The organism is Pradoshia sp. Z5_111, assembly GCF_058267535.1.
Window position 1 is genome coordinate 200,397 of the sequence record NZ_JBZCPQ010000005.1, and the last position, 24,547, is coordinate 224,943.

The 24,547-nt window shown below is 36.1% G+C and carries 24 protein-coding genes and 3 pseudogenes; 22 read left to right on the forward strand and 5 right to left on the reverse strand.

What is annotated here, in order from left to right; all coding sequences use genetic code 11:
• Positions 1 to 159 precede the first annotated feature (159 nt).
• From AC4D4A_RS12395 to AC4D4A_RS12480, 18 genes and pseudogenes are all read left to right on the forward strand, one after another.
• Positions 160 to 1,134, forward strand: coding sequence for an ADP-ribosylglycohydrolase family protein (locus AC4D4A_RS12395; protein WP_490996192.1), 975 nt, complete (start codon positions 160 to 162; stop codon positions 1,132 to 1,134).
• A 263-nt stretch (positions 1,135 to 1,397) separates the two neighbouring features.
• Positions 1,398 to 3,158, forward strand: a complete 1,761-nt coding sequence (locus tag AC4D4A_RS12400; protein ID WP_490996193.1) for a DNA/RNA non-specific endonuclease — start codon at positions 1,398 to 1,400, stop codon at positions 3,156 to 3,158.
• A gap of 4 nt (positions 3,159 to 3,162) precedes the next feature.
• On the forward strand, positions 3,163 to 3,642 hold the full coding sequence (locus tag AC4D4A_RS12405; RefSeq protein WP_490996194.1) for an immunity protein YezG family protein: 480 nt from the start codon (positions 3,163 to 3,165) through the stop codon (positions 3,640 to 3,642).
• A 73-nt stretch (positions 3,643 to 3,715) separates the two neighbouring features.
• A pseudogene (locus tag AC4D4A_RS12410) lies at positions 3,716 to 3,832 on the forward strand (DUF600 domain-containing protein); the annotation flags it as partial.
• A gap of 759 nt (positions 3,833 to 4,591) precedes the next feature.
• Entirely contained in the window at positions 4,592 to 5,080 is a 489-nt protein-coding gene (locus AC4D4A_RS12415) for an immunity protein YezG family protein (protein WP_490996325.1), read from the forward strand.
• Between the two features lie 228 nt (positions 5,081 to 5,308).
• Entirely contained in the window at positions 5,309 to 5,479 is a 171-nt protein-coding gene (locus AC4D4A_RS12420; RefSeq protein ID WP_490996195.1) for a hypothetical protein, read from the forward strand.
• A gap of 108 nt (positions 5,480 to 5,587) precedes the next feature.
• Complete coding sequence (locus AC4D4A_RS12425; protein ID WP_490996326.1) at positions 5,588 to 6,073, forward strand: polymorphic toxin type 15 domain-containing protein; 486 nt, start codon at positions 5,588 to 5,590, stop codon at positions 6,071 to 6,073.
• 14 nt (positions 6,074 to 6,087) lie between these two features.
• On the forward strand, positions 6,088 to 6,630 hold the full coding sequence (locus AC4D4A_RS12430) for a T6SS immunity protein Tdi1 domain-containing protein (protein ID WP_490996196.1): 543 nt from the start codon (positions 6,088 to 6,090) through the stop codon (positions 6,628 to 6,630).
• Positions 6,631 to 6,782: 152 nt separating this feature from the next.
• Positions 6,783 to 6,887 (forward strand): immunity protein YezG family protein, encoded by a 105-nt coding sequence (locus AC4D4A_RS12435; protein ID WP_490996327.1) that lies wholly within the window; start codon positions 6,783 to 6,785, stop codon positions 6,885 to 6,887.
• Positions 6,888 to 6,900: 13 nt separating this feature from the next.
• On the forward strand, positions 6,901 to 7,059 hold the full coding sequence (locus AC4D4A_RS12440) for an immunity protein YezG family protein (protein WP_490996197.1): 159 nt from the start codon (positions 6,901 to 6,903) through the stop codon (positions 7,057 to 7,059).
• A gap of 330 nt (positions 7,060 to 7,389) precedes the next feature.
• A pseudogene (locus AC4D4A_RS12445) lies at positions 7,390 to 7,566 on the forward strand (LXG family T7SS effector ribonuclease toxin YxiD); the annotation flags it as partial.
• Between the two features lie 340 nt (positions 7,567 to 7,906).
• Positions 7,907 to 8,161 (forward strand): annotated as a pseudogene (locus AC4D4A_RS12450) (DNA/RNA non-specific endonuclease); the annotation flags it as partial.
• 20 nt (positions 8,162 to 8,181) lie between these two features.
• Positions 8,182 to 8,634, forward strand: a complete 453-nt coding sequence (locus tag AC4D4A_RS12455) for an immunity protein YezG family protein (RefSeq protein WP_490996198.1) — start codon at positions 8,182 to 8,184, stop codon at positions 8,632 to 8,634.
• Between the two features lie 17 nt (positions 8,635 to 8,651).
• Complete coding sequence (locus AC4D4A_RS12460) at positions 8,652 to 9,116, forward strand: SMI1/KNR4 family protein (protein ID WP_490996199.1); 465 nt, start codon at positions 8,652 to 8,654, stop codon at positions 9,114 to 9,116.
• A gap of 235 nt (positions 9,117 to 9,351) precedes the next feature.
• Entirely contained in the window at positions 9,352 to 10,341 is a 990-nt protein-coding gene (locus AC4D4A_RS12465) for a LacI family DNA-binding transcriptional regulator (protein ID WP_490996200.1), read from the forward strand.
• Positions 10,342 to 10,622: 281 nt separating this feature from the next.
• Positions 10,623 to 12,032 (forward strand): sucrose-specific PTS transporter subunit IIBC, encoded by a 1,410-nt coding sequence (locus tag AC4D4A_RS12470; RefSeq protein ID WP_490996201.1) that lies wholly within the window; start codon positions 10,623 to 10,625, stop codon positions 12,030 to 12,032.
• Positions 12,033 to 12,103: 71 nt separating this feature from the next.
• Positions 12,104 to 13,543: a glycoside hydrolase family 32 protein gene (locus tag AC4D4A_RS12475; protein ID WP_490996202.1), complete on the forward strand. Its 1,440-nt coding sequence runs from the start codon at positions 12,104 to 12,106 to the stop codon at positions 13,541 to 13,543.
• Between the two features lie 342 nt (positions 13,544 to 13,885).
• Entirely contained in the window at positions 13,886 to 15,145 is a 1,260-nt protein-coding gene (locus AC4D4A_RS12480; RefSeq protein ID WP_490996203.1) for a cytochrome P450 family protein, read from the forward strand.
• 78 nt (positions 15,146 to 15,223) lie between these two features.
• On the opposite strand, the gene AC4D4A_RS12485 is transcribed toward AC4D4A_RS12480, so the two are convergent.
• Both AC4D4A_RS12485 and AC4D4A_RS12490 read right to left on the reverse strand, forming a co-directional pair.
• Positions 15,224 to 15,958 carry a glucose 1-dehydrogenase gene (locus AC4D4A_RS12485; protein WP_490996204.1) on the reverse strand — a complete coding sequence of 245 codons (735 nt, stop codon included), beginning with the start codon at positions 15,956 to 15,958 and terminating at the stop codon, positions 15,224 to 15,226.
• Positions 15,959 to 16,272: 314 nt separating this feature from the next.
• Positions 16,273 to 16,668, reverse strand: a complete 396-nt coding sequence (locus AC4D4A_RS12490) for a SpoIIAA family protein (RefSeq protein ID WP_490996205.1) — start codon at positions 16,666 to 16,668, stop codon at positions 16,273 to 16,275.
• Positions 16,669 to 16,954: 286 nt separating this feature from the next.
• Between AC4D4A_RS12490 and AC4D4A_RS12495 the strand changes: the two genes are divergently transcribed.
• Positions 16,955 to 17,587 (forward strand): SGNH/GDSL hydrolase family protein, encoded by a 633-nt coding sequence (locus AC4D4A_RS12495; protein WP_490996206.1) that lies wholly within the window; start codon positions 16,955 to 16,957, stop codon positions 17,585 to 17,587.
• Positions 17,588 to 17,919: 332 nt separating this feature from the next.
• Here AC4D4A_RS12495 and AC4D4A_RS12500 read toward each other — a convergent pair whose 3' ends face one another.
• From AC4D4A_RS12500 to AC4D4A_RS12510, 3 genes are all read right to left on the reverse strand, one after another.
• Entirely contained in the window at positions 17,920 to 18,369 is a 450-nt protein-coding gene (locus AC4D4A_RS12500; protein ID WP_490996207.1) for a DUF3021 domain-containing protein, read from the reverse strand.
• Positions 18,370 to 18,379: 10 nt separating this feature from the next.
• On the reverse strand, positions 18,380 to 18,820 hold the full coding sequence (locus AC4D4A_RS12505) for a LytTR family DNA-binding domain-containing protein (RefSeq protein ID WP_490996208.1): 441 nt from the start codon (positions 18,818 to 18,820) through the stop codon (positions 18,380 to 18,382).
• Between the two features lie 540 nt (positions 18,821 to 19,360).
• Positions 19,361 to 20,422, reverse strand: a complete 1,062-nt coding sequence (locus AC4D4A_RS12510) for a YkvI family membrane protein (RefSeq protein WP_490996209.1) — start codon at positions 20,420 to 20,422, stop codon at positions 19,361 to 19,363.
• A gap of 332 nt (positions 20,423 to 20,754) precedes the next feature.
• On the opposite strand from AC4D4A_RS12510, the gene AC4D4A_RS12515 reads away from it, so the two are divergent.
• From AC4D4A_RS12515 to AC4D4A_RS12525, 3 genes are all read left to right on the forward strand, one after another.
• A complete protein-coding gene (locus AC4D4A_RS12515; protein WP_490996210.1) occupies positions 20,755 to 21,801 on the forward strand; it encodes an XdhC family protein in 1,047 nt (348 codons plus the stop codon).
• Positions 21,794 to 22,417, forward strand: a complete 624-nt coding sequence (locus AC4D4A_RS12520; protein ID WP_490996211.1) for a nucleotidyltransferase family protein — start codon at positions 21,794 to 21,796, stop codon at positions 22,415 to 22,417. The genes AC4D4A_RS12515 and AC4D4A_RS12520 overlap by 8 nt, the downstream gene beginning before the upstream one ends.
• 1,222 nt (positions 22,418 to 23,639) lie before the next feature.
• Positions 23,640 to 24,533 carry an FAD binding domain-containing protein gene (locus AC4D4A_RS12525; protein ID WP_490996212.1) on the forward strand — a complete coding sequence of 298 codons (894 nt, stop codon included), beginning with the start codon at positions 23,640 to 23,642 and terminating at the stop codon, positions 24,531 to 24,533.
• The last annotated feature ends 14 nt before the right edge of the window (positions 24,534 to 24,547 follow it).

Sequence of the window (24,547 nt, forward strand, 5' to 3'; positions counted from 1 at the left end):
TGGAGGGATATCCAAAAATTAAGTATTCTGATATATTAACATATTCATTCTATTTTCACAAATTGAAGGAAATGGAATTAAGTTTTTGGGAAATCCCGTTATAGAAGAAAGGTTAGTTTGGTAAAATGAGATAAAAGACAGTATGAGGGAGGATTCCATATGACAAGAAAAGTAGATGGAGTTCCAGCAGATACAATGAAAGATAAGATATATTCAACCATTATAGGCGGGATTATTGGGGATGCTCTTGGTGTACCGGTAGAATTTAAAGCTAGAAATGCCGGCATTACAGATATGATCGGCTATGGTACTTATAATATGCCTCCTGGAACATGGTCTGATGATACATCACTAACGATGTGCCTGATTGAAAATTTAATTGCAGAAAAAGATGAAAATGATTTGATGAACCGGTTTGTTGCCTACCAAGAAAAAGGGTATTGGACTCCATATGGTGAAATGTTCGATATCGGCATCGCAACTGCAAATGCTATTAGTCGGTATAAGCAAGGTGTACCGGCTGTTCAATGTGGTGGAAAAACGGAATATGATAATGGCAATGGCGCGCTTATGCGTATAGTGCCACTCGTATTCACATTATCGAAAGAGCCTGATTTCCAAACGAGGAAAAAGGAAATAGAGAGGATTGCGCATATCACGCACGGCCATCCAAGATCTACACTCGGTACAATTATTTACGTAGAGTTTTTATCGAATATGTACGGCAATCACGCACCTTTAGATTCCTTGAAAATGGCGTTAAATACATGCCAAGAAGAGCTCGCAGCAGAGGATACCTATCAAAAGGAGTTTGCTTCATATGAAAGAATCTTTAATCTAAGCTTGCTCGAAGCAGACCGTGATGATATTCGCTCCGATGGTTATGTTGTTCATTCGCTTGAAGCAGCTTTATGGTGCTTTTTTAAGCATCCTACGTATGAAGCTGCCGTTCTTGAAGCGGTAAACTTGGGCAGTGACACTGATACGGTTGCTTTTATTACAGGAACGATGGCTGGCATGTATCACAGGATGGAGAATATTCCGAAAAAATGGGTGAATGTCCTAGTCAGTAAAGATAAAATCATAAACCTTTGTGATTGCTTTTATAACTTTTGCGCACAGAAGACGAATTAACTTTATAAATGAAACATAAGATTTTGAGAAGGACCTGCTCAGGAAGTCTGTAAAAACGACTTTAGTGCAGGTCTTTTTTTATAGAATGGTAAGTCATTAGCCTTATAAATGGAGTTTGTTTATTGGGTAAAAAGATATATTTTGTAAATCAACGAAAGGGAAATACTCCTAGTTGGCGAATAAAAGATAGAAGACTGTCTAATGAGAACGAATCATCCTAGAGAATCAACAAGGATCTGTAAAGTTTAGGAAAGGGGTTTTCTATGGATGTGAAATATATTCCCGCCGACTGGGAGAAAATGCGAGCGGGACTTAGTGACTTGGTGGGCCGTGGGTTTAGTTCAGGTGTATTTGACCATTTAAAGGATATCAATGAAGTACTTGAGGATGCTGAAAGGGATATTGCCAGATATGATGTGGATGGCGCAATTTCCTTTCATCATAAAAGTCAAAAAAGCCTCTATAACAGCCTATCCGATGATTTCTCTGTCTTGCACCGCTTTACCGGAAAAGTCGGGGATATTGTCGACCGGACAATTGATGAGCCCTTCTATAAGGACATGGATACTTTTGTGCAATCTGTGCGAGACCTTTCCATTTCGAACTATACAACCGGCAATCGAATCGGTGCCAAAGAGACGGTGCAATATGGCTATGGAGCAGGCACGAGTCAAATGGAAGTGCCAAAAACGGAGGTAGGCATCGATGATTTATTGAGCGGTGGCAATTTTTATGCTGATCAGATGAAACAACAGTTTGAAGAATGGAAGATTGCCAATCCAGACCAGGAGATATCTGAGGATAAATATCGAATGGCTGCAGTAAACTCACGCGCCTTTGAATATGAATCTATCCGTGATAAGCAGGAAAACAAGGAGTTCTGGGCAGGAATTGCAGCATTGGTCGTGATTGTAGGAGTCTCATTAGTATGCCCTCCAGCCGGAATTGCTTTAGGAGCGGCTTATGGAGTGATGGAAGTCAGTACCGCGGTGTCAGGGAAAGACTGGGTATCAGGAAGAGAATTGAGCACATCCGAACGCTGGACAAGGGGTTTGTTAGCGCCACTTGATATCATTCCTGCAGCAGGGGCTGTCTCCAAATTTGCCAAGGGAGCTAAACTTGCTCAACTTAGTGGGCATATGGGAGAATTAGGAGTAAGGAACGGAATAAAAGCAATCCCTTCTGCACCAGCTACCATTAGAAATTTAACAGAACAAGCTGCACAGAACACAGCAACACGTTTGAGAAGTGCTCAAGCAGTCATACATAGTGCAGGAAATGCTGTTAAAAATAAACTAGCCAATGATGTAATCGAAGTGGCACAAGTAGCAGACAAAGCCATAACTGCTACCAAAAACATTTTTTCTACTAGAACAATGGTTCTCGCCGATGACTTTGGCGCAGGGATACATGTTAATAGTAAGGTTGAAAATACTCATGCCTTGGAGAATAGGGTGAGGAGTAGGTTTAGTGTTAGTGAAGGTGTGGATGCTGGTAAGGGTATAGGTAGTAGTGTTAATGAAGTTAGGGAAATTGACTTTGGAGAGCACATAATAAAAGGTCAGAATGGTAAAAAACAGCTTATCCCTAATACTAGGTATAAAACAAATGATAATTACACATATACTACTGATGATTTTGGACGTATTATTAATGTTGAGGCTCCTGAACTCATATTGAAAAAGGCTGATAGAAATAAATATGCTCAGGCAAATGTAGGAGGAAAAGATAGATTGCCAGATGATGATGGTGGTCACTTAATTGGAGCGCAGTTTAATGGACCAGCAGATATAGATAATCTTATACCACAAAACAGTCAGATTAATAGAAGAGGTGGGGTATGGTATGAAATGGAGACAGAGTGGGCTAATGCACTGAAAGAGATTCCGCCTAAGAAAGTCTCTCTTAGCATTGAACCCATTTACACTAATTATTCTATGCGACCAGATAGCTTCATTGTTGAATATGAAATAGAAGGTCAATTTCCAGTTATACGTGAGATTGCAAATAAATCAGGGGGATGAGAAGATGAGTTTTGAATCAAAGCTTAACAATTTATATAATGAAATCGCTCAACAGGTTAGCGATATGATTCCTGTTGAATGGGATAATTTCTATTTTAATGGAGAAGTAAAAGAAAGGGATGGGGGAGTTTTCTTTTTCTTTACACCTAAAGGTGAGAAGCAGAATGTTTTTTCACACTATATTCCTAGATATTACAATATAGATAAAAGAACATATAATAAAGAACTTCACAAGTTATTTGAACTAACTGTAAACCTTCAACAGATATTTATTGAGAATGACCAAGAACCGTGGTTTTCAGTTTCATTAATAGTTAAGGATGCTAGCAAATTGAATGTACATTTTGATTATACTAATTGGTATGATAGCAATTTTGGTCCAACAGATAGGATTAAATATTTTGAATATAAATATGTAGATAAAAATAAAGAACAGCAAGACATAGATTTGATTGAGAAGATGAAGAAATTTGAGGAAAAGTAATCTAGAAAGCACTTGAAATTGTCTTAGGTATAGACAACAAGTGCTTTTTTATATAGCTTATTAGTTTTATATGAGTGGAAATTTTAAAGCGGAATATAAATATAATTTAGTATATACACATGATGAGGTTAAAACTGCCAGTCATATTTTTAATGAGTGGTTTGTAGAAGCGAAAACGAGTAAACTTTAATGGTTATATATAGCATATGGCTGATTTTGGATTTATTAATGAACTGGAAAATAAAACATATAAGATATCTGAAGATGATATATTAAAAGCTGAACAAAGAATGGACATTAGTTTTCCAGATGATTTAAAAAATTATATTTAGAAGTTGGTTATGGTTTTATTAAAGGTCAAAGTGTTAATGCAATTAATAGAATATTGGGACCCGGGGCTGTAGTAGATATTAGATTAAGAGAAGGTATTTTTGAATCTGTCCAGATTTAGATGAACTTTTTGATGATATAGATAAACTTATTTTTTTTGAAGTGAACGAGGGTGTATATATTTCATTAGATTTACAATTAGCTAATAATCCAATATTTTATTTCGATATTCAAATAGCTGAATCGGTAGAAGAATTTTTTAGAAAATTTCTCAATAATAATGAATATTATATTGATTTAATTGAGGATTAGGATTAATTGGAAGTAGTAAAAATTAATTGACCTTGATTGCCTATAACTGCCTTTCAAGGTTTTTTACTTTATTTGAATAGCCCCTTGTTAAGTGGAGACAGAAGAGAAAAAGATTAAATTGAAAGTCAAAATGACGGTTTTTTATAGGATTTGTATGTTTTATCTGTGAATATAAAGTTTTAATGGTGAAGTAAAAGATAAAGAAGAAAGTTGGAGTTTTTCCTTTTTTACATCTAATAAGTAAAGATGAACTAGTTAGTATAAAAAAGTTATTAAAAATCAACCAAGGGGATGATATTGTTTGACTATGGTAAAGGAAATGACCCAAATATATAGAGAAATTGCCGAAACAGTTAATGAAATGATTCCAGAAAAATGGATTAAATTCTATATGTATGCTCAAGTTTCAGAAACCGGAGGAGGCACTTACTTCTTCTATAACACTCCCCAAGATGAACAAAACTATAAATATAGTTTAGAAATTCCTTTTGAATTTAACGTTAATAAAGAGCAGTATAGGCAAAAGGAAATAAACCTATTTGAGCTGAGTGACAAACTAAGAAAAGTTTTCGATGATAATCAACAAGAGCTATGGTTTTCATTTACCTTATCGTTGGATAACAATGGTAAATTTAACATTCATTATGATTATACCAACTGGTTTGAGACAAATTATAGCTTTGATGACCAGTTAGTTATCTGGGAGTATAAATATTTAGGAAATGTACCAGAAAATATTGAGAGCAAAGAGTTGATCAATAGATATTTTAATGAGTATCCGAATAATCCAATTTGAGAAGTAAATTGAAAATTTGCTTTTTGTTCGTTCTATAAAATATTTAATAGTTGAGTTATAAGATATTATTAAGAGTTTTACTATGAAGTACTTGACTACTTGGAAAAGTGACAAGTGCTTTTTGATGTGTAATCTATTTGTGTGTTCCGCGTATGCCTCCAAGCAGAACTATATGGGATAATGAAAAATTTATTTCGATAAAGAATGTAATGGAACGATAACCCCATTTTGTCTGTAATACATAGTGCAGGAAATGCTGTTAAAAATAAATTAGCCAATGATGGAATCGAAGTGGTACAAGCATCAGATAAAGCCATAATCGCCACCAAAAACATCCTTTCTACTAGAACAATGGTTCTCGCCGATGACTTTGGAGCAGGGATACATGTTAATAGTTAGGTTGAAAATACTCATGCCTTAGAGAATAGGGTGAGGAGTAGGTTTAGTGTTAGTGATGGTGTGGATGCTGGTAAGGGTAATATAAAGCATTTGGATGATATACCAAGAATAAAAGAAGTTGAAGTTAATTTTAATAGAAATGATAAACATAACTCCGAAGAGTTTTCGAGACAATTGAAAGACCAAGAAAAAGGTATGAATGAACTTACTGTTGATAAGTATTTAAAAAATCGTGAGAAGTATATTGAACAAGGGCGGGCAATTGAGGGTAACGCTGCACAACAAGCTGCTAGGGAAGAAGCTTATGTACAAAAGATAAATGAACTACAAAGAGAAGGATTGACGTTATCGAAAGCTAAGAAACAAGCTAAGGAGTGGTTAGATACTCAAGCTGTACTTCACAACCCAGACCAGATAGCAGGAGGAAAGGCAGAGATAATAGGAGGTTTGGGAGATAAGAGAATAAATTCATCAATAGGTAGTCAATGGCGGTATAGGATTGATATTGTTGATGCTCAAATCAAGGAATTAGCAAAAAGTATGACACCTGAACAACTAAAAAATACTTATTTGAATGTGAAATTAACACATTAGTGGGAGGAGTTTAAATGGAAAAATACTTAAAAGACTTTAAATTGCATAATAAAGTTCCGAGTGAAATCATTGAAAAATATAAGCAACTGGTACCAAATGAAATTATAGATTTTTGGAGAAATTATGGATTCGGGACATTTATGCAAGGGTATTTTAAAAGTGTAAATCCAGAGGAATTTATAGAGATCTTGAGAGAAAGTAGTCAAAGATACAAGGATTCAGTTGTGTTGTTTGCTACAGGTATGGGTGACCTGGTTATTTGGTCAGATGGTTATGTTAGACTACTTAATTACAGGTATGGTGTGGTTAAGACAATTATGTTTACATTTGAATTTTTCTTTCAAAATATTAATGATTTGGAATTTAAAGATGAAGATTTGTCTTGGCAACCTTATCCTGAAGCCCTTAGACAATATAGTGAATTGAATTATGATGAGTGCTTCGGCTATACACCTCTATTAGGTTTAGGTGGATCAGAAAAAGTAGAGAATCTAAAAAAAGTTAAACTGAAGGAACATATTCTCATTATTACTGAATTTATGGGACCAGTACAGTAATATTAGGGAGGATGTTACAGAATTAACTAAAAGCACTTGATTGCCTTATTAGGCAACAGGAAGGGAGGAGTTTTCTTCTTTTTTAACCCAAAAGGTGAGAATCAGTGTGTTTTTTCACATTATATTCCTAATTATTATAATGTGGGTAAAAAATATATCATAAAGAACTTCACAAGTTATTTGAATTAACTGTAAGCCTCCAACAACATTTTATAGATAATGAGCAAGAACCTTGGTTTTCAGTTAATTTAAGTTAAAAATGGAAGTAATTTGAATATTCATTTTGATTATACTAATTGGCATGATAGTGGCTTTGGTCCAACAGATAGGGTTAAATATTTCGAACATAAATATGTGAATAAAAATAAAGAACCGCAGGATTTAGACTTAATAGAAAAGATGAAAGAATTTGAGGAAAAGTATTCTTGAAAGCACTTGATTGTCTTAGTTATGACAACAAGTGCTTTTTCTTCATATAGCTTACTAGTTTATGTACAGAGCGTGTAATTTAATTGTGTATTCGCCAGTGAGATTTACTGAAAGTAAAAGGACAAATCATCCAATGATGTAATAGAAGTGGCACAAGCAGCAGACAGAGCCATAACTGCCACCAAAAACATCCTTTCTACTAGAACAATGGTTCTTGCTGATGACTTTGGCGCAGGGATACATGTTAATAGAAAGGTTGAAAATACTCATGTCTTAGAGAATAGGGAGAGTAGTAGGTTGGGTGTTAGTGATGGTGTGGATGCTGGCAAGGGTACGGGTAATAAAATAGATTCTGATACAATAAAAAAATATATTAGAGATATAGAAGGACGAACAGGTAGGGAGTTACCTAAAAACCAAATAGAGAAGTTGAAGGCAGCCTTAAGAAATAAAGAATATAAAAAAATGTCGCCAATAGAAACAGCTAAGCATAGGGCAGAATTTGATATCATAGATTTCTATGTCGGGATAAAACTCAAAATCATTAACTCTACATGATGATACTAATAAAACTGCAAGTTCTATTGCTAGATTGTGGTTTGAACAGATTAAAAAAGAAAATAATTTAATAAAATGAACTAACTGATTACTAACCTTGATTGAGTTTTCATTACTTATGCAAGGTTTCTTTTTTATGGATATTTCCAAAAGACCAGAATTTATTTAAGAATCGCATTAAACAACTAGGAGAGAACAAGTGCTTTTTCATGTAGCTTACTAGTTTTTGTGTAATCTAATTGTGTATTCATTGTGAGATTTATTAGGTAAAGTAAAAGGACAAGATCATGTTGGGCATTTAGCAGGTGATAGGTTTGGTGGATCACCTAAACTTGACAATCTGGTGTCGCAATTATCTGATGTAAATTTAAAGCAATATAAGAAAATTGAAGATGAATGGGCTGCAGCTTTAAAAGAAATACCTCCCAAAAAGGTTACGGTTGATGTGGAAATGGTTTATTCTGGTAGTGATATACGTCCTAATAAATTCAAAGTTATATATACAATTGATGGTAAAAGGTTTTCTAGAGTTCTTGAAAATTGATCTAAGGAGTGAATAACAGTATGAAAGAATTTGAGGACAAATTTAGTGAATTGCAAGCAGATATGATATCTATTTGTATGGAATATGTGGAGGGGAAAGCTGAGAAAGTGTATGTTTATGCTTCCCGTGAGGAAGGGGTTACTGCGAGCGATTTTTTTTATTTGATTAACGGTAAGTACGTAGAGCCTCATAAATTGAATGATGCAATAAATGGTGAGGAAGAATACGATGTATCTGCAGATCGAAATTTTATGGTATTAGACATCTTGAATGAAGATATTGGAAAAATAAATACGTTGTGTAAAGAATATCATCGAGACATGCCCACAGAAATGAAATTAATATACGATGTTAAGAGTGGAAATTTTAAAGCGGAATATAAATATGATTTAGTATATACACATGATGAGGTTAAAACTGCCAGTCATATTTTTAATGAGTGGTTTGTAGAAGCAAAAACGAGTAAACTTTAATTGGTTATATATAGCATATGGCTGATTTTGGATTTATTAATGAACTGGAAAATAAAACATATAAGATATCTGAAGATGATATATTAAAAGCTGAACAAAGAATGGGCATTAGTTTTCCAGATGATTTAAAACAATTATATTTAGAAGTTGGTTATGGTTTTATTAAAGGTCAAAGTGCTAATGCAATTAATAGAATATTGGGACCCGGTGCTGTAGCAGATATTAGATTAAGAGAAGGTATTTTTGAATCGGATTCAGATTTAGTTGAACTTTTTGATGATGTAGATAAACTTATTTTTTTTGAAGTGAACGAGGGTGTATATATTTCATTAGATTTACAATTAGCTAATAATCCAATATTTTATTTCGATATTCAAATAGCTGAATCGGTAGAAGAATTTTTCAGGAAATTTCTCAATAATAATGAATATTATATTGATTTAATTGAGGCTTATGGATTAATTGGAAGTAGTAAAAATTAATTGACCTTGATTGGCTATAACTGGCCTTTCAAGGTTTTTTACTTATATTGGCTAGAAAGTTAAATCTAAAGTGAAATCTTTAATAACAATAGGCCTTTCAAAGGCGGATATTTAGCTTTAAATTTCTTGAATTAATAACTCTATAATGTGTAGAAATTGAATAGACAATAACCCCCAGAAAAGATATAGTTGGAATGAAATTATGTGGATTTTTACGGGTCAGGAGGAACTGTCTGTGATTACGATAAAGGAAATTGCTGAGAGGGCGAATGTTTCTCGAACAACTGTTTCAAGAGTATTGAATAGTTCCGGTTATGTAAGTGAAGAAGCAAAAAAAAGAGTGGAAGAGGTCATTAAAAAAACAGGTTATATTCCGAGTGAGAATGCAAAATCGCTAAGAACGAAAAAGACGAAAGCAGTTGGGGTAATCCTCCCAAAAATCAGTACAGAAACATCTAGCAGACTGGTTTCTGGAATAGATGAGATCCTCTCAAATAAGGGCTATCAGATTTTGCTTTCGAATACCAATTTAAACCCCGAGAAAGAAATCGAATCTTTGAGACTTTTAAAAGGAAGGCATGTAGATGGCATTATTTTGTCTGCAACCAATTGTAATGAGGAATTACTTGCAGAAATCAATCAGTTGAACATTCCCTTTGTAATGGTCGGTCAATCCGTGGAGGGCTTAACCAATGTTTTATATGATGATTATCAGGCCTCAAAGGATATGACGAATCTTTTAATCAAAAAAGGCTATAAACGAATCGCCTTTATAGGAGTAGATGAAACGGATCAGGCCGTTGGTGTCTCAAGAAAAAAAGGATACCTTGATGCGATGAAAGAAGCAAATTTAGAAGTTGAAAAAAGTTGGGTGCAAAAAGGGATTTTTGATGTTGAATCAGGCTCTGAATGCATGAAGCAAATTATCAATGAGTCCAGAATAAAACCAACAGCTGTTTTAACGGTAACAGATCGACTTGCGATTGGTGCGATGCAAACAATTAAACAATATGGCTTATCGATTCCCGGTGATATTGCTGTAGCTGGTATGGGGGCATCCGAGCTATCGAGATTCATTACCCCATCATTGACCACAGTAGATTTTGCTATTGAAGATGCCGGTCGTGAATCAGCCTTGATGATATTGGGCGAGATAGAAAGAAAAGTACTTAATGGAGAAAAAAGGAAAATTACATATAGACTTGTCGAAAGAGAAAGCATATAATAGATGTGTAATCGTTTTCAAAATATTTCGATTACATATTTTTTATGCTTTGTGGAATCGATTCCATATACGGACAAGTATACTAGGCTGTAGATTCAAGCTAATGAAAGAAGATTACTAGCTTTGTATAAAAAAGGTAGGCTCATCTTGGAGAATAATTCAATACGGTATATTAATCAGAACACGTTAACTATTTCTGATGAGTTTTATGTAATCGATTCCACAAAGAAAACATAACTTTCGTACAGAAGAATACTATATTTTGAACAGGGGTGAAGGAATTGTCTGAAAATCGCAAAATAGCAGAAGAGGTTATTAAAGCAGTTGGAGGCCGAGAAAATATTCATTCAATCGCTCATTGTGCAACAAGGCTTCGAATTATGGTAAATGATAAAGAAAAAATCAATCAGAAACAGGTAGAAGATATTGCTAAGGTTAAAGGAGCTTTCTTTAATTCAGGACAGTATCAAATCATTTTTGGAACAGGAACCGTTAATAAAATTTATGAAGAAATTTCCCAGCTTGGACTTGATACATCCTCAGTCTCAGATCAGAAAAAAGAAGCTGTGAAAAGCGGTACAAGGTTCCAACGAGCGATTCGAACATTTGGAGATGTGTTTGTTCCAATCATCCCTGTATTGGTGGCCACCGGTTTATTTATGGGATTGCGCGGCTTAGTTATGCAGGAACAGGTTCTTGCCTTTTTCGGAATGGAGCCGGCCGATGTTTCAAAGAACTTTTTACTATATACAGAAATACTGACAGATACCGCATTTATCTTTTTGCCAGCTCTTATTGCCTGGTCTACATTTAGAGTGTTTGGCGGAACTCCGATAATAGGATTGGTACTGGGATTAATGCTTGTCAGCCCATCGCTGCCAAATGCATGGGGAGTTGCAGGCGGAAGTGTTGAGCCTCTTCAATTTTTAGGTTTTATTCCAGTTGTCGGATATCAGGGCTCTGTTTTGCCAGCCTTCATCGCCGGTATCATAGGAGCAAAATTGGAAAGGCTGATTAGAAAACGGGTACCTGAAGCATTGGACTTAATTGTTACACCATTTTTGACATTGCTGATTATGAGTATTATGGCTTTATTCGTAGTTGGACCTATTTTCCATGTAGTAGAGCAAGGAATTCTCACAGCAGCAACCGAGGTTCTGTCCTGGCCATTTGGAATTAGCGGTATTCTATTGGGTGGACTTAATCAGCTGATTGTCATCACGGGGGTTCATCATATTTTTAATATGCTAGAGATTCAGTTGTTGGCTGAATTTAAGAATAACCCATATAACGCAATTGTTACATGTTCTACTGCTGCCCAAGGTGGAGCAGCACTCGCTGTAGCTCTTAAAACAAAATCAACTAAATTGAAAGCACTCGCTTATCCGTCATCCATCTCCGCATTTTTAGGAATCACAGAACCAGCCATATTTGGGGTCAATTTGCGATATGGTAAGCCATTTATCATGGGTTTAATTGGTGGAGCGGCAGGAGGATTTCTGGCATCGATTTTAGGACTTAAAGCTACAGGAATGGCTATTACAGTTATACCAGGGACATTGCTGTATTTGAATGGACAAATACTTCAATATATTTTAGTTAACCTTGTCTCCATTGCTGTTGCTTTCATCCTTACCTGGATGTTCGGTTATTCAGATAAAGTGAAGGAACAAATTGAAAAGGCTTCATAAAAAGAAGGCAGGATTTACTCTTGCCTTTTCCTGTTTTCTTAATTAAAAAATACACAGCAGGAGGTTCTGTTATGTCAGAAAGAGAACATCTCCTTATTCAAAAAGCAAATGAAGAAGTGAGTAAATATAAACCATTGGTTGACCAAGATCCATATAGATTAAATTATCATTTGATGCCTCCAGTTGGGCTGTTAAATGACCCGAACGGTTTAATACATTTTAAAGGAATCTATCATGTTTTCTATCAATGGAATCCTTTTGATACAGCACATGGAGCTAAGTATTGGGGGCATTATACATCAAAGGATTTAATTCATTGGGATGCGCAGCCGATTGCACTTGCCCCAAGTGAGTGGTATGAAAAAAATGGCTGTTATTCTGGCAGTGCGGTTGAATCAGATGGTGAGCTTTACCTCTTTTATACGGGAAACGTAAAGAAAGATGATGGCACTCGCGAAACGTATCAGTGTCTTGCGGTCTCAGCTGATGGCATAAAATTCACTAAATATGGGCCTGTTATAAATCTTCCAGAAGGATATACGGCTCATTTTCGTGATCCAAAGGTTTGGAAGCATGGTGACCTCTGGTACATGGTAGTAGGTGCTCAGACATTAGCTAATAAGGGAGCAATTGTTTTATATTATTCAAAGGATTTATATCATTGGAATGAAGCTGGGAAAATGGCTGGCGATGAGATGAATGATATAAAGGATTTCGGATACATGTGGGAATGTCCAGATCTCATTCATTTAAATGGAAAGGATATTTTACTCACTTCTCCTCAAGGGATTGAGCCAATAGAACATGTATATAATAATCTATTTCAGTCTGGGTATTTCATAGGAGAATTAGATTATGAAAACCATCTGTTCAAGCATGGTCCTTTTACGGAACTAGATCGAGGATTTGATTTCTATGCTCCGCAAACATTTGTTGATGATAAGGGAAGAACAATTATGTTCGGCTGGATGGGAATAACCGATGAGGCAGAAGCTCATCATCCTACGGTTTCTCATAGATGGCTGCATGCCTTAACACTGCCAAGAGTACTGACTCTTAAAAACGAAAAAGTTTATCAGACTCCTGTAATGGAATTAAATCAGTTTCGGAAAAATCAAGTTTATATTCCTAATCTAGTTATAGATGAGAAAAATGGAAAGTCTGCAACTCTAGCAGGGGATTGTTTGGAATTAAAAATAGAATCCATTCAATTGTTAGGAAATGAGTTTAGAATAAACTTCCGCAACGAGGCTATTTTTATCTATGACCAAGAAAAAAGTGAAGTAAGCTTACAAAGAAGAAATGTAAGAACAAATTTAATAGAGTCAAGAACGTGTAAATTGGATAACCTAAAGACGATGCAAATATTTATAGATACCTCTTCATTAGAAATATTTATTAATGAAGGAGAAGAAACATTCACAGCCCGTTATTTCCCTAAGCTAAAGGAAAAAGAAATTCTTTTTAGTGGAGAGGGACGATTTGATTTGATGAAATGGGATCTAGCTTAGCTAATTCCTTATTATGACTTGTACAAATGCCTATTAAGGCTTTTGTACAGGTCTTTTTTTATAAATTCAAGTTTTTTAACCCATGACCTTTTATCTAGGTGAGCAAAAGTATTTATTTTAAAAGAGATATATTTACACATGAATCGCAAGGGTTTTTTAAAGCTGCACATTCATTCTACCTATATTAAAAAAGTACTTTACTCGCATTTACTCTATAGTATGGTAATAGTATCCTAAGAAATAGTACACAAATTAGAGTACTAAAAATAGAGTATTGTATGAGAGCTTGCAATCATTAAGAATATGTAAGGCTAAAAGAAAAAATGGAAGGAAGGTAGATTGATGAATAAGACAGAAGAAATGGTTTCCAACCAGGTTCTGGGTGTATTAAGTGGGAAGAGTAATGAAGATCCGTTTTCTGTATTTGCCAAAATGCGCGAGCTTGGGCCGATCGTGTCTATTCCCAACCCTTTGGGAGAAGCAGATCGTCAAGCTTGGATGGTTGTACATATGGATGAGGCAGTCCAAATCCTTAAAAACCACAAACAATTTACTGTAGATCCTTCCTCTATTGATGGAGAAAAAGGTTTTAGAGATAAAATTTATAGCGAGGTAGATACATCAGCACCTGACACATTTTTTACCGGCAAATCAATGCTTTTTGTTGATGGTATGGACCATCGGAGATTACGGATGTTGGTCTCAAAAGCATTTACCCCAAGATATATGGAAGGATTGCGACCTCGTATTCAAGAAATTGCAGATGAACTCCTTGATAAAGTTCAATCTAAAGGTGAAATGGATCTTGTAAAAGACTATGCTTACCCATTGCCAATTAATGTGATTTCTGAAATGCTGGGTGTGCCATATGCAGATCGTGAAAAACTCAATATCTGGTCCTCTGCAATTGCGAAGGGGATGGGCTGGGGGAGACAGGATCCTACTGTAGCAGCCCATTTACAGGAGTTTGGAGAATACACTCAAAACCTGGTTGCAGAAAAGAGGGCCAATCCTTCTGATGATTTAATTAGTCAGCTAATTGCTATTGAAGCAGAAGGAGAACGTCTTGAAGAATCAGAATTAATTTCAATGATTACTTTATTAATTTTTGCTGGGCATGAAACCACATCAAACTTAATTGCAACGGGATCCATGTTGTTATTTGAGCATCCTGAACAACTTGAAGCATTAAAAAACGATCTCAGTTTAGTACCATCAGCTGTAGAGGAATTATTACGTTTTAACGGTCCATCTACAAGTGTGGGTCCGCGCTTTGCAAAAGAGGATGTAGAGATAAGCGGCAAAAAAATTAAAAAAGGAGATATGGTTCTTGTGACGGTAAAAGCCGCGAACCGAGATGAGGAAGTATTTACTGATTCAGAAGGTTTAGATGTGAAGCGGAAAATAGATCATCACCTAGCCTTTGGACATGGTGTCCACACCTGCTTAGGAGCTCCGCTTGCAAGAGTAGAGGGAGATATTGCATTTACTACCCTATTAAAACGTTTCCCTGAATTAAGACTGAATGTACCTCAGGAGGAAATTCAATGGCAATTTGCCCTTTCCTCAAAGGGAATTGATTCACTTCCTGTTGCTTTTTAGTAGTAATAAAAAGCAAAAAGCCAAGACCTAGATGGTTTTGGCTTTTTGGTATAAGTATTAAATTAATGCCTTAAAACTTTATTGTGCTGTTAAACCGCCATCAATGATGAATTCACTGCCAGTTGAGTAGCTGGACTCATCAGATGCCAGGTAAAGCACTAAGTTAGAAACTTCCTCAGATTGAGCCACACGTTTAAGAGGAATGTGTTTAGCAAATGCTTCTACGGCTGCTTTTGTATCTTCTTGTACAACCATTGGTGTAGCAATGACACCTGGGTGAATAGAGTTTACACGAATACCGTAATTTGCACATTCAATTGCAGCTGCTTTTGTCATACCACGTACAGCAAATTTAGTATCGGTATAACCGATAGCACCAGCAACGATTCCGTTCATGGATGAGATATTAACAATCGATCCACCGCCAGCTTTTTGCATGGCTGGAATAACAGTTTTCATTCCTAAGAATACAGAAAGTTGGTTAATATCAACGATACGGCGATACTCTTCTTCAGTCATGTCTAAAATAGATTTTGCCATTGTAATACCAGCGTTATTAACTAAGACATCGACTTTTCCAAATGCTTTTTCAGCTTCTTCTACAACCTTTGCCCAATCTTCAGCACTAGTAACATTTTGTTTTACAAATAAAGCGTTTTCCCCAAGTTCAGCAGCTGTAGCTTGACCTTTTTCTTCATTAAGGTCTGTTAGAACTACTTTAGCGCCTTCTTCTACTAATCTACGAGCATGTGCCGCGCCCATACCTTGAGCGGCTCCAGTAATTATAGCAACTTTACCTTCCATACGTGCCATGATGGCATTCCCCCTCAGCGCCTAATTTCTACTATTAGGCATATTATCCTACACTTATAAATTACCAAATAAATGTTCCGTTTGTCCATTATTTAGGATTAAATATCATTATATTTACATAATTTAGCTAATTTTGATGAATGTTAAGAAGTCTCTGCTTTCATTAGAAAAAAGAAAGTAATATAGTAGAAGTTTACTCCCTTTTAAGGATCGTTGATTTATAACTGAATCAAAGGATTATAATTAGCTATTAAATCCATCACATCAACTAAAATAACTCCTGAAAAACTGAAGGGAGTTAACTAATGTCTTTTTCAAAGAATGACATTTGTTGGATCGTCACTTTGTTGTTGATAACCTAGTATCCAATTCCAAGCATCATCGAGCTGATCGGAGTCAAAATGCTTAGCTTCAATGCCCGGTACCAAATTACTAAGCGTTGCAATCATGTTGGACCAACTCTGATCTGCTACAATGGCAATCTTGTTAAATTGATTCATTCGTTTTGTATCGAATTTGATTCCTTCTGCCAGACCTTTAAGGCTGGCTCCATCGACGTTATCAATGACAGCTAGTAAATTGAATTCCTTACCATCCAATAAATTTTCTTTTACAAAGTTATCTAATTTACGTGCATCTTCTTCAGTCGATTTCCCATACATTTCTACAGCAATAGTAGAAGGGTCCTTACTAGGTAAAAATGTTAGCATTTCTATTCCTCCTTATGCATTCTTTTATTACACAATTCCCCTGTAGAACAATGTCAAACCAATAATTGTATATTTGCGAGTATTCATTCATCCGCACGGCCAAGGATATTTAATCTATTTTTGTTTTAAATTTACCAGGATATACAAGTAGATCTATAAAGTTTAAAATGAACGTAATTAATGATATTAAACAAAGGCAAGTGCTATTTAATTCCTGTGTACTCTGAACTTACTTTCACTATACACGGATTAATTTTTGAATAAATGAATGGGGGAAAAATAGATCATGAATAATAGTAATAAAATAGTTTTTATAGGTGATAGCATAACAGAATGGGGACGTGAAGGAGATCCTGAGGATATTGGCACTGGATATGTACGTCTGATTCATGATTATTTAATTACCTCCTATCCAAAAAAGAAATTTACTGTGTTGAACAGAGGAATTGGAGGAAATCGAATTACTGACCTGGCAGACAGGTGGCAAAAGGATGTTGTTGAGGAAGAACCAGCCTATGTATCTATTTCTATTGGTATTAATGATGTATGGCGCCAGCTTGATCATCCTGGAAAGGAACAGGTATATCCGGAGCAATTCGAAGAAATCTATAACGATTTGTTGACTCAGTTAAAGGTAAAAACGAAGGCAGTAATCATCTTAATGGAACCAACAATCATAGAGGAAGATGCAGAAACAGAAGGGAACCAAAAATTAGTAGCTTACAGCAAAATAGTCAGAAAACTGGCAGTAAACTATGGAGCGATTCTTGTACCCACTCACGAGGTATTTATCCAGTATTTACAATCGAGCACTGACTATAAACTGACTATTGACGGAGTTCATACAAATTCTGCAGGTAATATGTTAATGGCAAAAACATGGATTCAAGCCTACGAAAATTATATAAACAGAGTATAGAGAGAGGTCGTTTGCAGAGAAATTGGGAAAGAAATTGGCTAATAAACGTAAAAAAGATGACTCTAAAGAAAAGTGTTAGAGGTCATCTTTTTTTATGAAAGGCTGTTTTTCGTATTTTCTCTAACTTTAAAGATCACTGGAAACTTAATTGTTATACTTAAAAGACACAGCTAGCGACTGGTCCCTGAGAATAGGGTCACCTTTTCTTATTGTAAGAATAAATGGAAATGTACAAATCTTATTGAGGTGCTTTTATAGATTTTAAAACTGCTTTTAATAGGAGTTAGAAGGTCTTATTGCTAGTGGGAAAACTGTAATCCTATAGTGGATGTCTATGGTTTATTTAATGAATGATTCAAACGATTAATTTCTCGCTTCCAAAATAGATACTGAATGACCCAGAACATTAAATAAATGACCACAAAGATAAGGAAGTAAAGTGAAAATCCTATAAAGGAATGCTCCATCCAATGGGAGTAATAGGCGACAGGAAACATGGCGATGGTAACTATGCAAAAGTGTAGGGTTGTTTGTTTTGTAAGACTCCAATTATCATGTTCAAAAATGATAGAGCCTGCAGCAAAAGCAACACCTAATAATCCGCTTAAAATAAATTGCAGTAGATAGGCATTTAATTCTGTACCCATGGTCTCTATTAAGCTGGGTACTACAGCATAAAACGTCCCATCCCCAATGCCAAGTGAAATGAAAAGGGTTATAAAGGTTGATATAAAAACGCCTAGCGGAAATCCTATTGCCCCTCTTACGATAATTGTCTTCATTTTCATCACCTCATATTCCTAAATGTTTTTTTATCTTATTAATATAACGCCTCGAGACATATGATTGATCGCCGGAATAGAATTTCAGAGTGATCGTTCCGCTTATACTCATATCTAAGCTTTTAACTTTTTCAAAATTGACAATCTCAGAGTTTGAAATTCTGATGAATTGTTGGCGAGGGACCATTTCTTCTAATTGGTATAATCTTTGTCGCAAGCGCAATTTTTTATTATTTACTTGTGCATAAACATATTGACCTTCAGTATAAATCCGCAGGATATCGTCCATTTGTATTAAAAGAATTTCATTATCTTTATAACCCATCAGTGATTGGTATTCATTGCCTGAAAGTTTTTCAAGTAAACTTGAAATTTCATTTGTCATCTCACTAGCATGTATAACGATTTTGGGATCTTCACACTCACTATCTAACTGGATTTCAATCCTCATAATTCACCTCCAACCTTATGTTTATTGATCTTCCTTCCTTTATTATAGGAAGAGATTGGAAATAGTGCTACATCATTTATATACCTGGTCAGATTTTTAATATATATGGATGAAAATGAATAATAGCATGATAATCAGTGGAACCAATTCTTTAGGGATTAAACCCGTGGCCAATATGAGCGGAAGATTAAAGAGGAGTGAACTTAAATGACCGAAAACCTACATAGCAGGGGACAATCCTTTTTAAAATTATAATGAAGTAACCGCTAGTTAGGGTTAGAGGGGAAGCAGAGATGCTATATTCAGGGTGAAATATCTATAATTAATAATTTCCAGATGATACTTAAGAAAAATCGAATATACTCAGTTAAATTTGAATTGATAATTGGAAGTAAATGGTGAAGTTAACAGGTGAAATTAGCAAAATAGAAAAAGAGATTCATCAAATTTGACGAATCTCTTTTTCTATTACAGTGGATTTTGTGTTTTTTCAGAAGAATGCAATTCTCATTCTTTTATTAGACACGTAACTAATACAAATTAATCAGTTTTATCCTTCAAAGGCTTCATTCTAATTGATGCGATAATGAGTACAACAATTAAAATCATACCCAGATATCCAAACAGTGGGTAGAAAAAGGAAACTAACTGCTTGAATCCCAAGAAGCTTGCAGCAAAGGCAACAAGTACGGAAATAATCACGAACCAGTTGTATTTTTTCGTTTTTGGAGTAAAGAAGCGTGTGCCAAACGAAAAGAACATACTGACAGCTGAATTAAAAATCATGCCGAATAGAATGATGGAATAGAGAACTCCAAAAAGCGGTGATATTTGATTGGCCAGTCCTAAAGAGGGCATATCCAAGTGCCCTACAACATCAATTTTTGCGAAGATGGCTAGATGATGCAAGACAATTAATATGCCTACCCCTATACCTCCCGCCAATCCTCCAATCGAAGCAATTTTCTCCTTAGGTTCATCACCACCCATTACTAATGTCATGGATGCTCCCATTGCGATTGCAAGTGAAACATAATTAATGATAGAGGCCAGCCAATGATTTGTAGCTGAAGGCTGTTCGTTCGCTATAGAGTCGAGTTCCGAGAAAGAATAATCCATGGTCATCATACTATGTATAAATAATACGACCACTCCTAATATGAGAAAAGGAGTTATCATAGCAATAACTTTTACAACCCGGTCTACGTTGGAAAGGATTGTGATTAAAATAAGAATCGTCATGATAATGATGCCAACGAAACTTGGCAACCCAAACTGCTGATTGAAAATAGACCCTGAACCAGAAATCATGACAATTCCAATTCCAAAAAGGATAAATACGAGGATAGAATCGATGAGAACGCCGAGGTAACGTCCACTGATTTTGTAAATAACTTCCTTATGTGAGTCTGTCTGAAGCCGGCTGCCCAGCTTAGTTAAAACCATTCCCAAATATCCGAACAATAGGATCGAGAGAAAGGCTCCAATCGTTCCCTTCATTCCAAAACTAGTAAAATACTGTAAAATTTCTTGTCCTGATGCAAAACCGGCACCTATGATAATTCCCATAAATGCACTGGCTATTTTAAAAATATTCTTCATGTCTCCTCCATTCGTAGTATTATAAAGAATTTGAGGCACCGTTCAGCCACTGCTTCTGAACCGGAATAGTCCTCAATAAAATTATTTTCCCTATATAAATAGTGTTAAACATAAAATATGAAATAGATGAATTGTTTATGAGAAAAGAGACAGCAGTGTACTGGAAATAACTATGTATAAATCTCCTGTATCCCAATTAAGCGGTTAAGAAAACTATGAACCTGCAAATAGAATTACTGTTTTTAACAGAATTGACATATTTATAGTGTGGTTGCTATCATAATCTAATAAACTTTCCACTTTTTGTGAAATTTGGTTAAGGAGGAAGATGAATGTCTCGATTACATGAGTTTCAAGAGCTGTTTAACCAAATTACCTTAGCCTGGAAACGCGGAGAACAGGTAGTTTTAGTCGTTCTGGCGGAAGTGAAAGGCTCGGCATATCGATTGCCTGGAACGAAGATGGTCATGACATCTGATGGACAAATGTACGGGACAATCAGCGGCGGCTGTTTGGAAAGTGATTTATACGAATGGGCACAAAAAGTATTCGAAACAAAAACGGCGATGACTCACCAATATGACCTGAGTGAAAGTGAAATTTGGAGCTTAGGCATTGGCTGTAAAGGTAATCTGGAATTTTTATTTCTTCCTATTTTCCCAGAGGATGATTTTTGGAAAAAAGTAAATGAATTGTTGTCTGAGGAAAAAGCCTTCACCATTTTGGTTGATATGAATTCTGGAAAATCTATGTTAGTGGAAGAAAACGGAGATTTGTTTGGGGATGATTCAATCCCTACAGAAGTGGTCAATCAAGCAAAAATAGTCAAAAATAGACAAGCACGAGCAGAAATTCTTCTGCAAGATGGTAGGCGTTTTTTTATTGATTCGATAAAACCGAGCGAACAGCTAATTATAGCAGGAGCAGGTCGAGATGCTATACCGGTCGTAGATTTGGCAAAAAGAGCCGGATTTATGGTCACCGTTTTAGATATCCGTTCGCATTTAAATCAAAATCAAAACTTTCCGAATGCCGTTCATCTCGTTAAAGAACCGGAAGAAATTGAAGAGGGACAGCTTCAGGATAGTTGGTGGATTATAATGAATCATCAGCAAGCAAAGGATGAAGCGGCTTTAAGGCTCGCGCTTAAAAGAAATCCACGATATATTGGGGTGCTTGGACCGATTTACCGAACGAATGAAATGCTTGCCAACATCGGCTATCGGCTCGATAGCGGACCAATCCATTCACCAGTCGGCTTGGATATCGGGGCAGAAACAAGCGATGAAGTAGCCATTAGTATAGTATCGGAATTAATGAGTGTAAGAGCAGCGCGCATCCCCCGATTTTTGCATGGCAAGGAGAGAATACATGGCTAATAAAACAGGAGCTATCATATTGGCGGCAGGAATGTCGACTAGAATGGGGACGCCAAAGCTGCTTTTACCCTTGAACGGAGCTCCAATCATCTATCACTCTATAGCACAGGCACTGCAACAAAAATTAGATCCGATTGTCGTCATTGCAGGACATTATATGGGAGAAATTCAAACTGTTATGATGGATTGCCCGCAAATTACATTTATTTATAATCCAGACTATAAAAGCGGGATGGCGTCTTCTCTTAAGCTCGGAATAAAAACATTGGCCAACCAAGTCGATGCAGTCATCATCTTTCTTGGGGATCAGCCATTTGTTCATGAACAGGTAGTCCAATCGTTATTAACTGAATATGAGAATGAAAAGGATAATGGTGTTTGCATTGTCAGACCCCGTTATGCAGGAAAGCAAGGACACCCAATTTTGTTTAACCGCAACATGTTTGAACATTTTGCGAACATAAAGGGTGATGAAGGTGGACGAAGTATCATCAATAGTAATAAAGACTGTCTTAAATTAATTGATTTTTCAGAAAGTATATGGGGAATGGATATTGATACACCAGAAGATTATGAGAATGTTGGAATTGGGCTTGTACATAAAAGTAATAGATAAATGGTGGATCGGTAAAGGTGCATCAAAGGTGTAGGAAAGGTGTGAGAAAACACCTATGAAGCATCTATCCCACACCTATACCCCGGTAAAGGTGCATCAAGGGTGTAGGAAAGGTGTGAGAAAACACCTATGAAGCATCTATCCCACACCTATGCCCTGGTAAAGGTGTATCAAAGTTGTAAGAAAGGTGTAGGGAAACACCTATGAAGCACCTTTCCCACACCTATGACCCGGTAAAGGTGCGTCAAGGGTGTCGGAAAGGTGTGGTAAAGCACCTATGAAACAGCTATCCCGCACCTATGCCCCGATAAAGGTGCATCAAGGGTGTAAGAAAGGTGTGGAAAAACACCTATGAAGCATCTATCCCACACCTATGCCCCGGTAAGGTGCATCAAAGGTGTAAGAAAGGTTTATGGAAACACTATGAAACACTCCCCGATGTATACACTTCCGTGAAAATCCAGAAATAGCTTCATTTAATCATAGTCAGAGATATTAAGAAGAGGGCCTTGAAACCAATAAAGGGTCCTCTTTTATTTAATTTATAGGCAATGTATCTTGTGAGATTCGTTGTCAAAAGCATATGAGTCATTTCTGCCTGCATTGCAATTTTATAATGGTCATTTTGTACATGGATATTCCATATAAAAGAAATAATTACTCCGGTTAAGGAGGTGGAATGCACATGGAAATGATGGCTGACGTTTGCTTGGCAGCCATTGGCCTTCTATTTGTGTAAATACAAATTAGCGTCTTTTCGTAAGAAAACGTAGTTGATTTGCTGAATGATTAATTGATGGTAAAGGAGGATTTGATGACAGTTGGGCGGAGGGGATAAGCCTTATCCGAAATATGTATCATCGCTGCATGTTCTTACACATTAAATGCTACTTTACGAATTCCCTTCATAGCAACACTTACTGTAAAGATACAATTGGAAATGAATGTTAGATATCCTTACACAGTATTAGCTAATGGTATGTATTTATAGGCAGGAAAGAGTTCGGGTTCCTCTCATTACGGTTACCGCTTGCTTGCGGGAGGGAAGAACCATAAATTCATGCTTTAGTTTAGTTAAATTGACTATAAAAAAAGAAAGAATAGTGCAAAACATACAATGACAGGAAATGGAGAAATTGTTAATATGTTAATTAATATAACATGAAATGTAAATGAAACTAACAATATATCACCATTTAAGAGAAAAGAGGTGAGGGTATACGTGATTGATCACAATGAACAATCCAAATTGCAATCTCCAACAGTTTGGTTGCCCCATACCATGGAAGGTGCAGTGGAACAAATGAGACGGCTTGGTTCGGATGCGTGTTTTATATCTGGAGGAACTTTGCTGCAAATTGGGTGGGAAAACGATCATCGTAGGCCTGAACATCTTATTAGCTTAGATTCGATTTCTTCATTAAAAAAGGTACACGTTTTTGATGAAGAGAGTTCGTTGGTTATAGGAGCCTTCACCACCTTAGCTCAGTGTCGTAAGCATCCGATTATCAAAAAAGTGTTTCCTATAATTGATGATGCTGTTCGATTAATTGCTTCTCCAGCTATTCGTACCCGGGGCACTATTGGTGGAAATATAATGGGGGGAATAGGAGACCTTATCCCTTTATTATTGGCGATGAAAGCCGACCTTATATTCTTTACTCCCTATGGAGAGAAAAAAATCAATCTATGGGAATGGATTAAACAAGGTGAAAGGGATAAGGATGCACTGCTTATACAGATCGTAATACCTGTTATGTCTGATTCACCTGCTAAGAATTCATTTTTCAAGAAAATAGGCAGAAGAGAATCCTTCATAGCTGCCATCGTTACTGTATCCGGCATGATAGTGAAAACCGATTTAGGAACAGTCAGTGAAGTAAGACTTGCGGCTGGCGGAGGAGATAATAAACCGATTTTATTAGAACGAACAGAAGCATTGTTAAGAGGGAAGGAACCAGAAAAAATTGATTGGAAAGCGGTATATCGTACGATTTGTGATGAATTCAAGCCTGTTAACGATGCTTTTGTGACAGCTGAATATCGAAAAAAGGTAGCTGCTAATCTTATAATTGCTGAGCTGAAAAACGGACTTCGCTCAGATGCAATTGTATAGGAGGGGGTGAGGAG

Bases quoted from the DNA above. Each gene is read 5' to 3' on its own strand.
- AC4D4A_RS12395 (WP_490996192.1), top strand. From the start codon at position 160: ATGACAAGAAAAGTAGATGGAGTTCCAGCAGATACAATGAAAGATAAG.
- AC4D4A_RS12400 (WP_490996193.1), top strand. From the start codon at position 1,398: ATGGATGTGAAATATATTCCCGCCGACTGGGAGAAAATGCGAGCGGGA.
- AC4D4A_RS12405 (WP_490996194.1), top strand. From the start codon at position 3,163: ATGAGTTTTGAATCAAAGCTTAACAATTTATATAATGAAATCGCTCAA.
- AC4D4A_RS12415 (WP_490996325.1), top strand. From the start codon at position 4,592: ATGGTAAAGGAAATGACCCAAATATATAGAGAAATTGCCGAAACAGTT.
- AC4D4A_RS12430 (WP_490996196.1), top strand. From the start codon at position 6,088: ATGGAAAAATACTTAAAAGACTTTAAATTGCATAATAAAGTTCCGAGT.
- AC4D4A_RS12455 (WP_490996198.1), top strand. From the start codon at position 8,182: ATGAAAGAATTTGAGGACAAATTTAGTGAATTGCAAGCAGATATGATA.
- AC4D4A_RS12460 (WP_490996199.1), top strand. From the start codon at position 8,652: ATGGCTGATTTTGGATTTATTAATGAACTGGAAAATAAAACATATAAG.
- AC4D4A_RS12475 (WP_490996202.1), top strand. From the start codon at position 12,104: ATGTCAGAAAGAGAACATCTCCTTATTCAAAAAGCAAATGAAGAAGTG.
- AC4D4A_RS12480 (WP_490996203.1), top strand. From the start codon at position 13,886: ATGAATAAGACAGAAGAAATGGTTTCCAACCAGGTTCTGGGTGTATTA.
- AC4D4A_RS12485 (WP_490996204.1), bottom strand. From the start codon at position 15,958: ATGGCACGTATGGAAGGTAAAGTTGCTATAATTACTGGAGCCGCTCAA.
- AC4D4A_RS12490 (WP_490996205.1), bottom strand. From the start codon at position 16,668: ATGCTAACATTTTTACCTAGTAAGGACCCTTCTACTATTGCTGTAGAA.
- AC4D4A_RS12495 (WP_490996206.1), top strand. From the start codon at position 16,955: ATGAATAATAGTAATAAAATAGTTTTTATAGGTGATAGCATAACAGAA.
- AC4D4A_RS12500 (WP_490996207.1), bottom strand. From the start codon at position 18,369: ATGAAGACAATTATCGTAAGAGGGGCAATAGGATTTCCGCTAGGCGTT.
- AC4D4A_RS12505 (WP_490996208.1), bottom strand. From the start codon at position 18,820: ATGAGGATTGAAATCCAGTTAGATAGTGAGTGTGAAGATCCCAAAATC.
- AC4D4A_RS12510 (WP_490996209.1), bottom strand. From the start codon at position 20,422: ATGAAGAATATTTTTAAAATAGCCAGTGCATTTATGGGAATTATCATA.
- AC4D4A_RS12515 (WP_490996210.1), top strand. From the start codon at position 20,755: ATGTCTCGATTACATGAGTTTCAAGAGCTGTTTAACCAAATTACCTTA.
- AC4D4A_RS12520 (WP_490996211.1), top strand. From the start codon at position 21,794: ATGGCTAATAAAACAGGAGCTATCATATTGGCGGCAGGAATGTCGACT.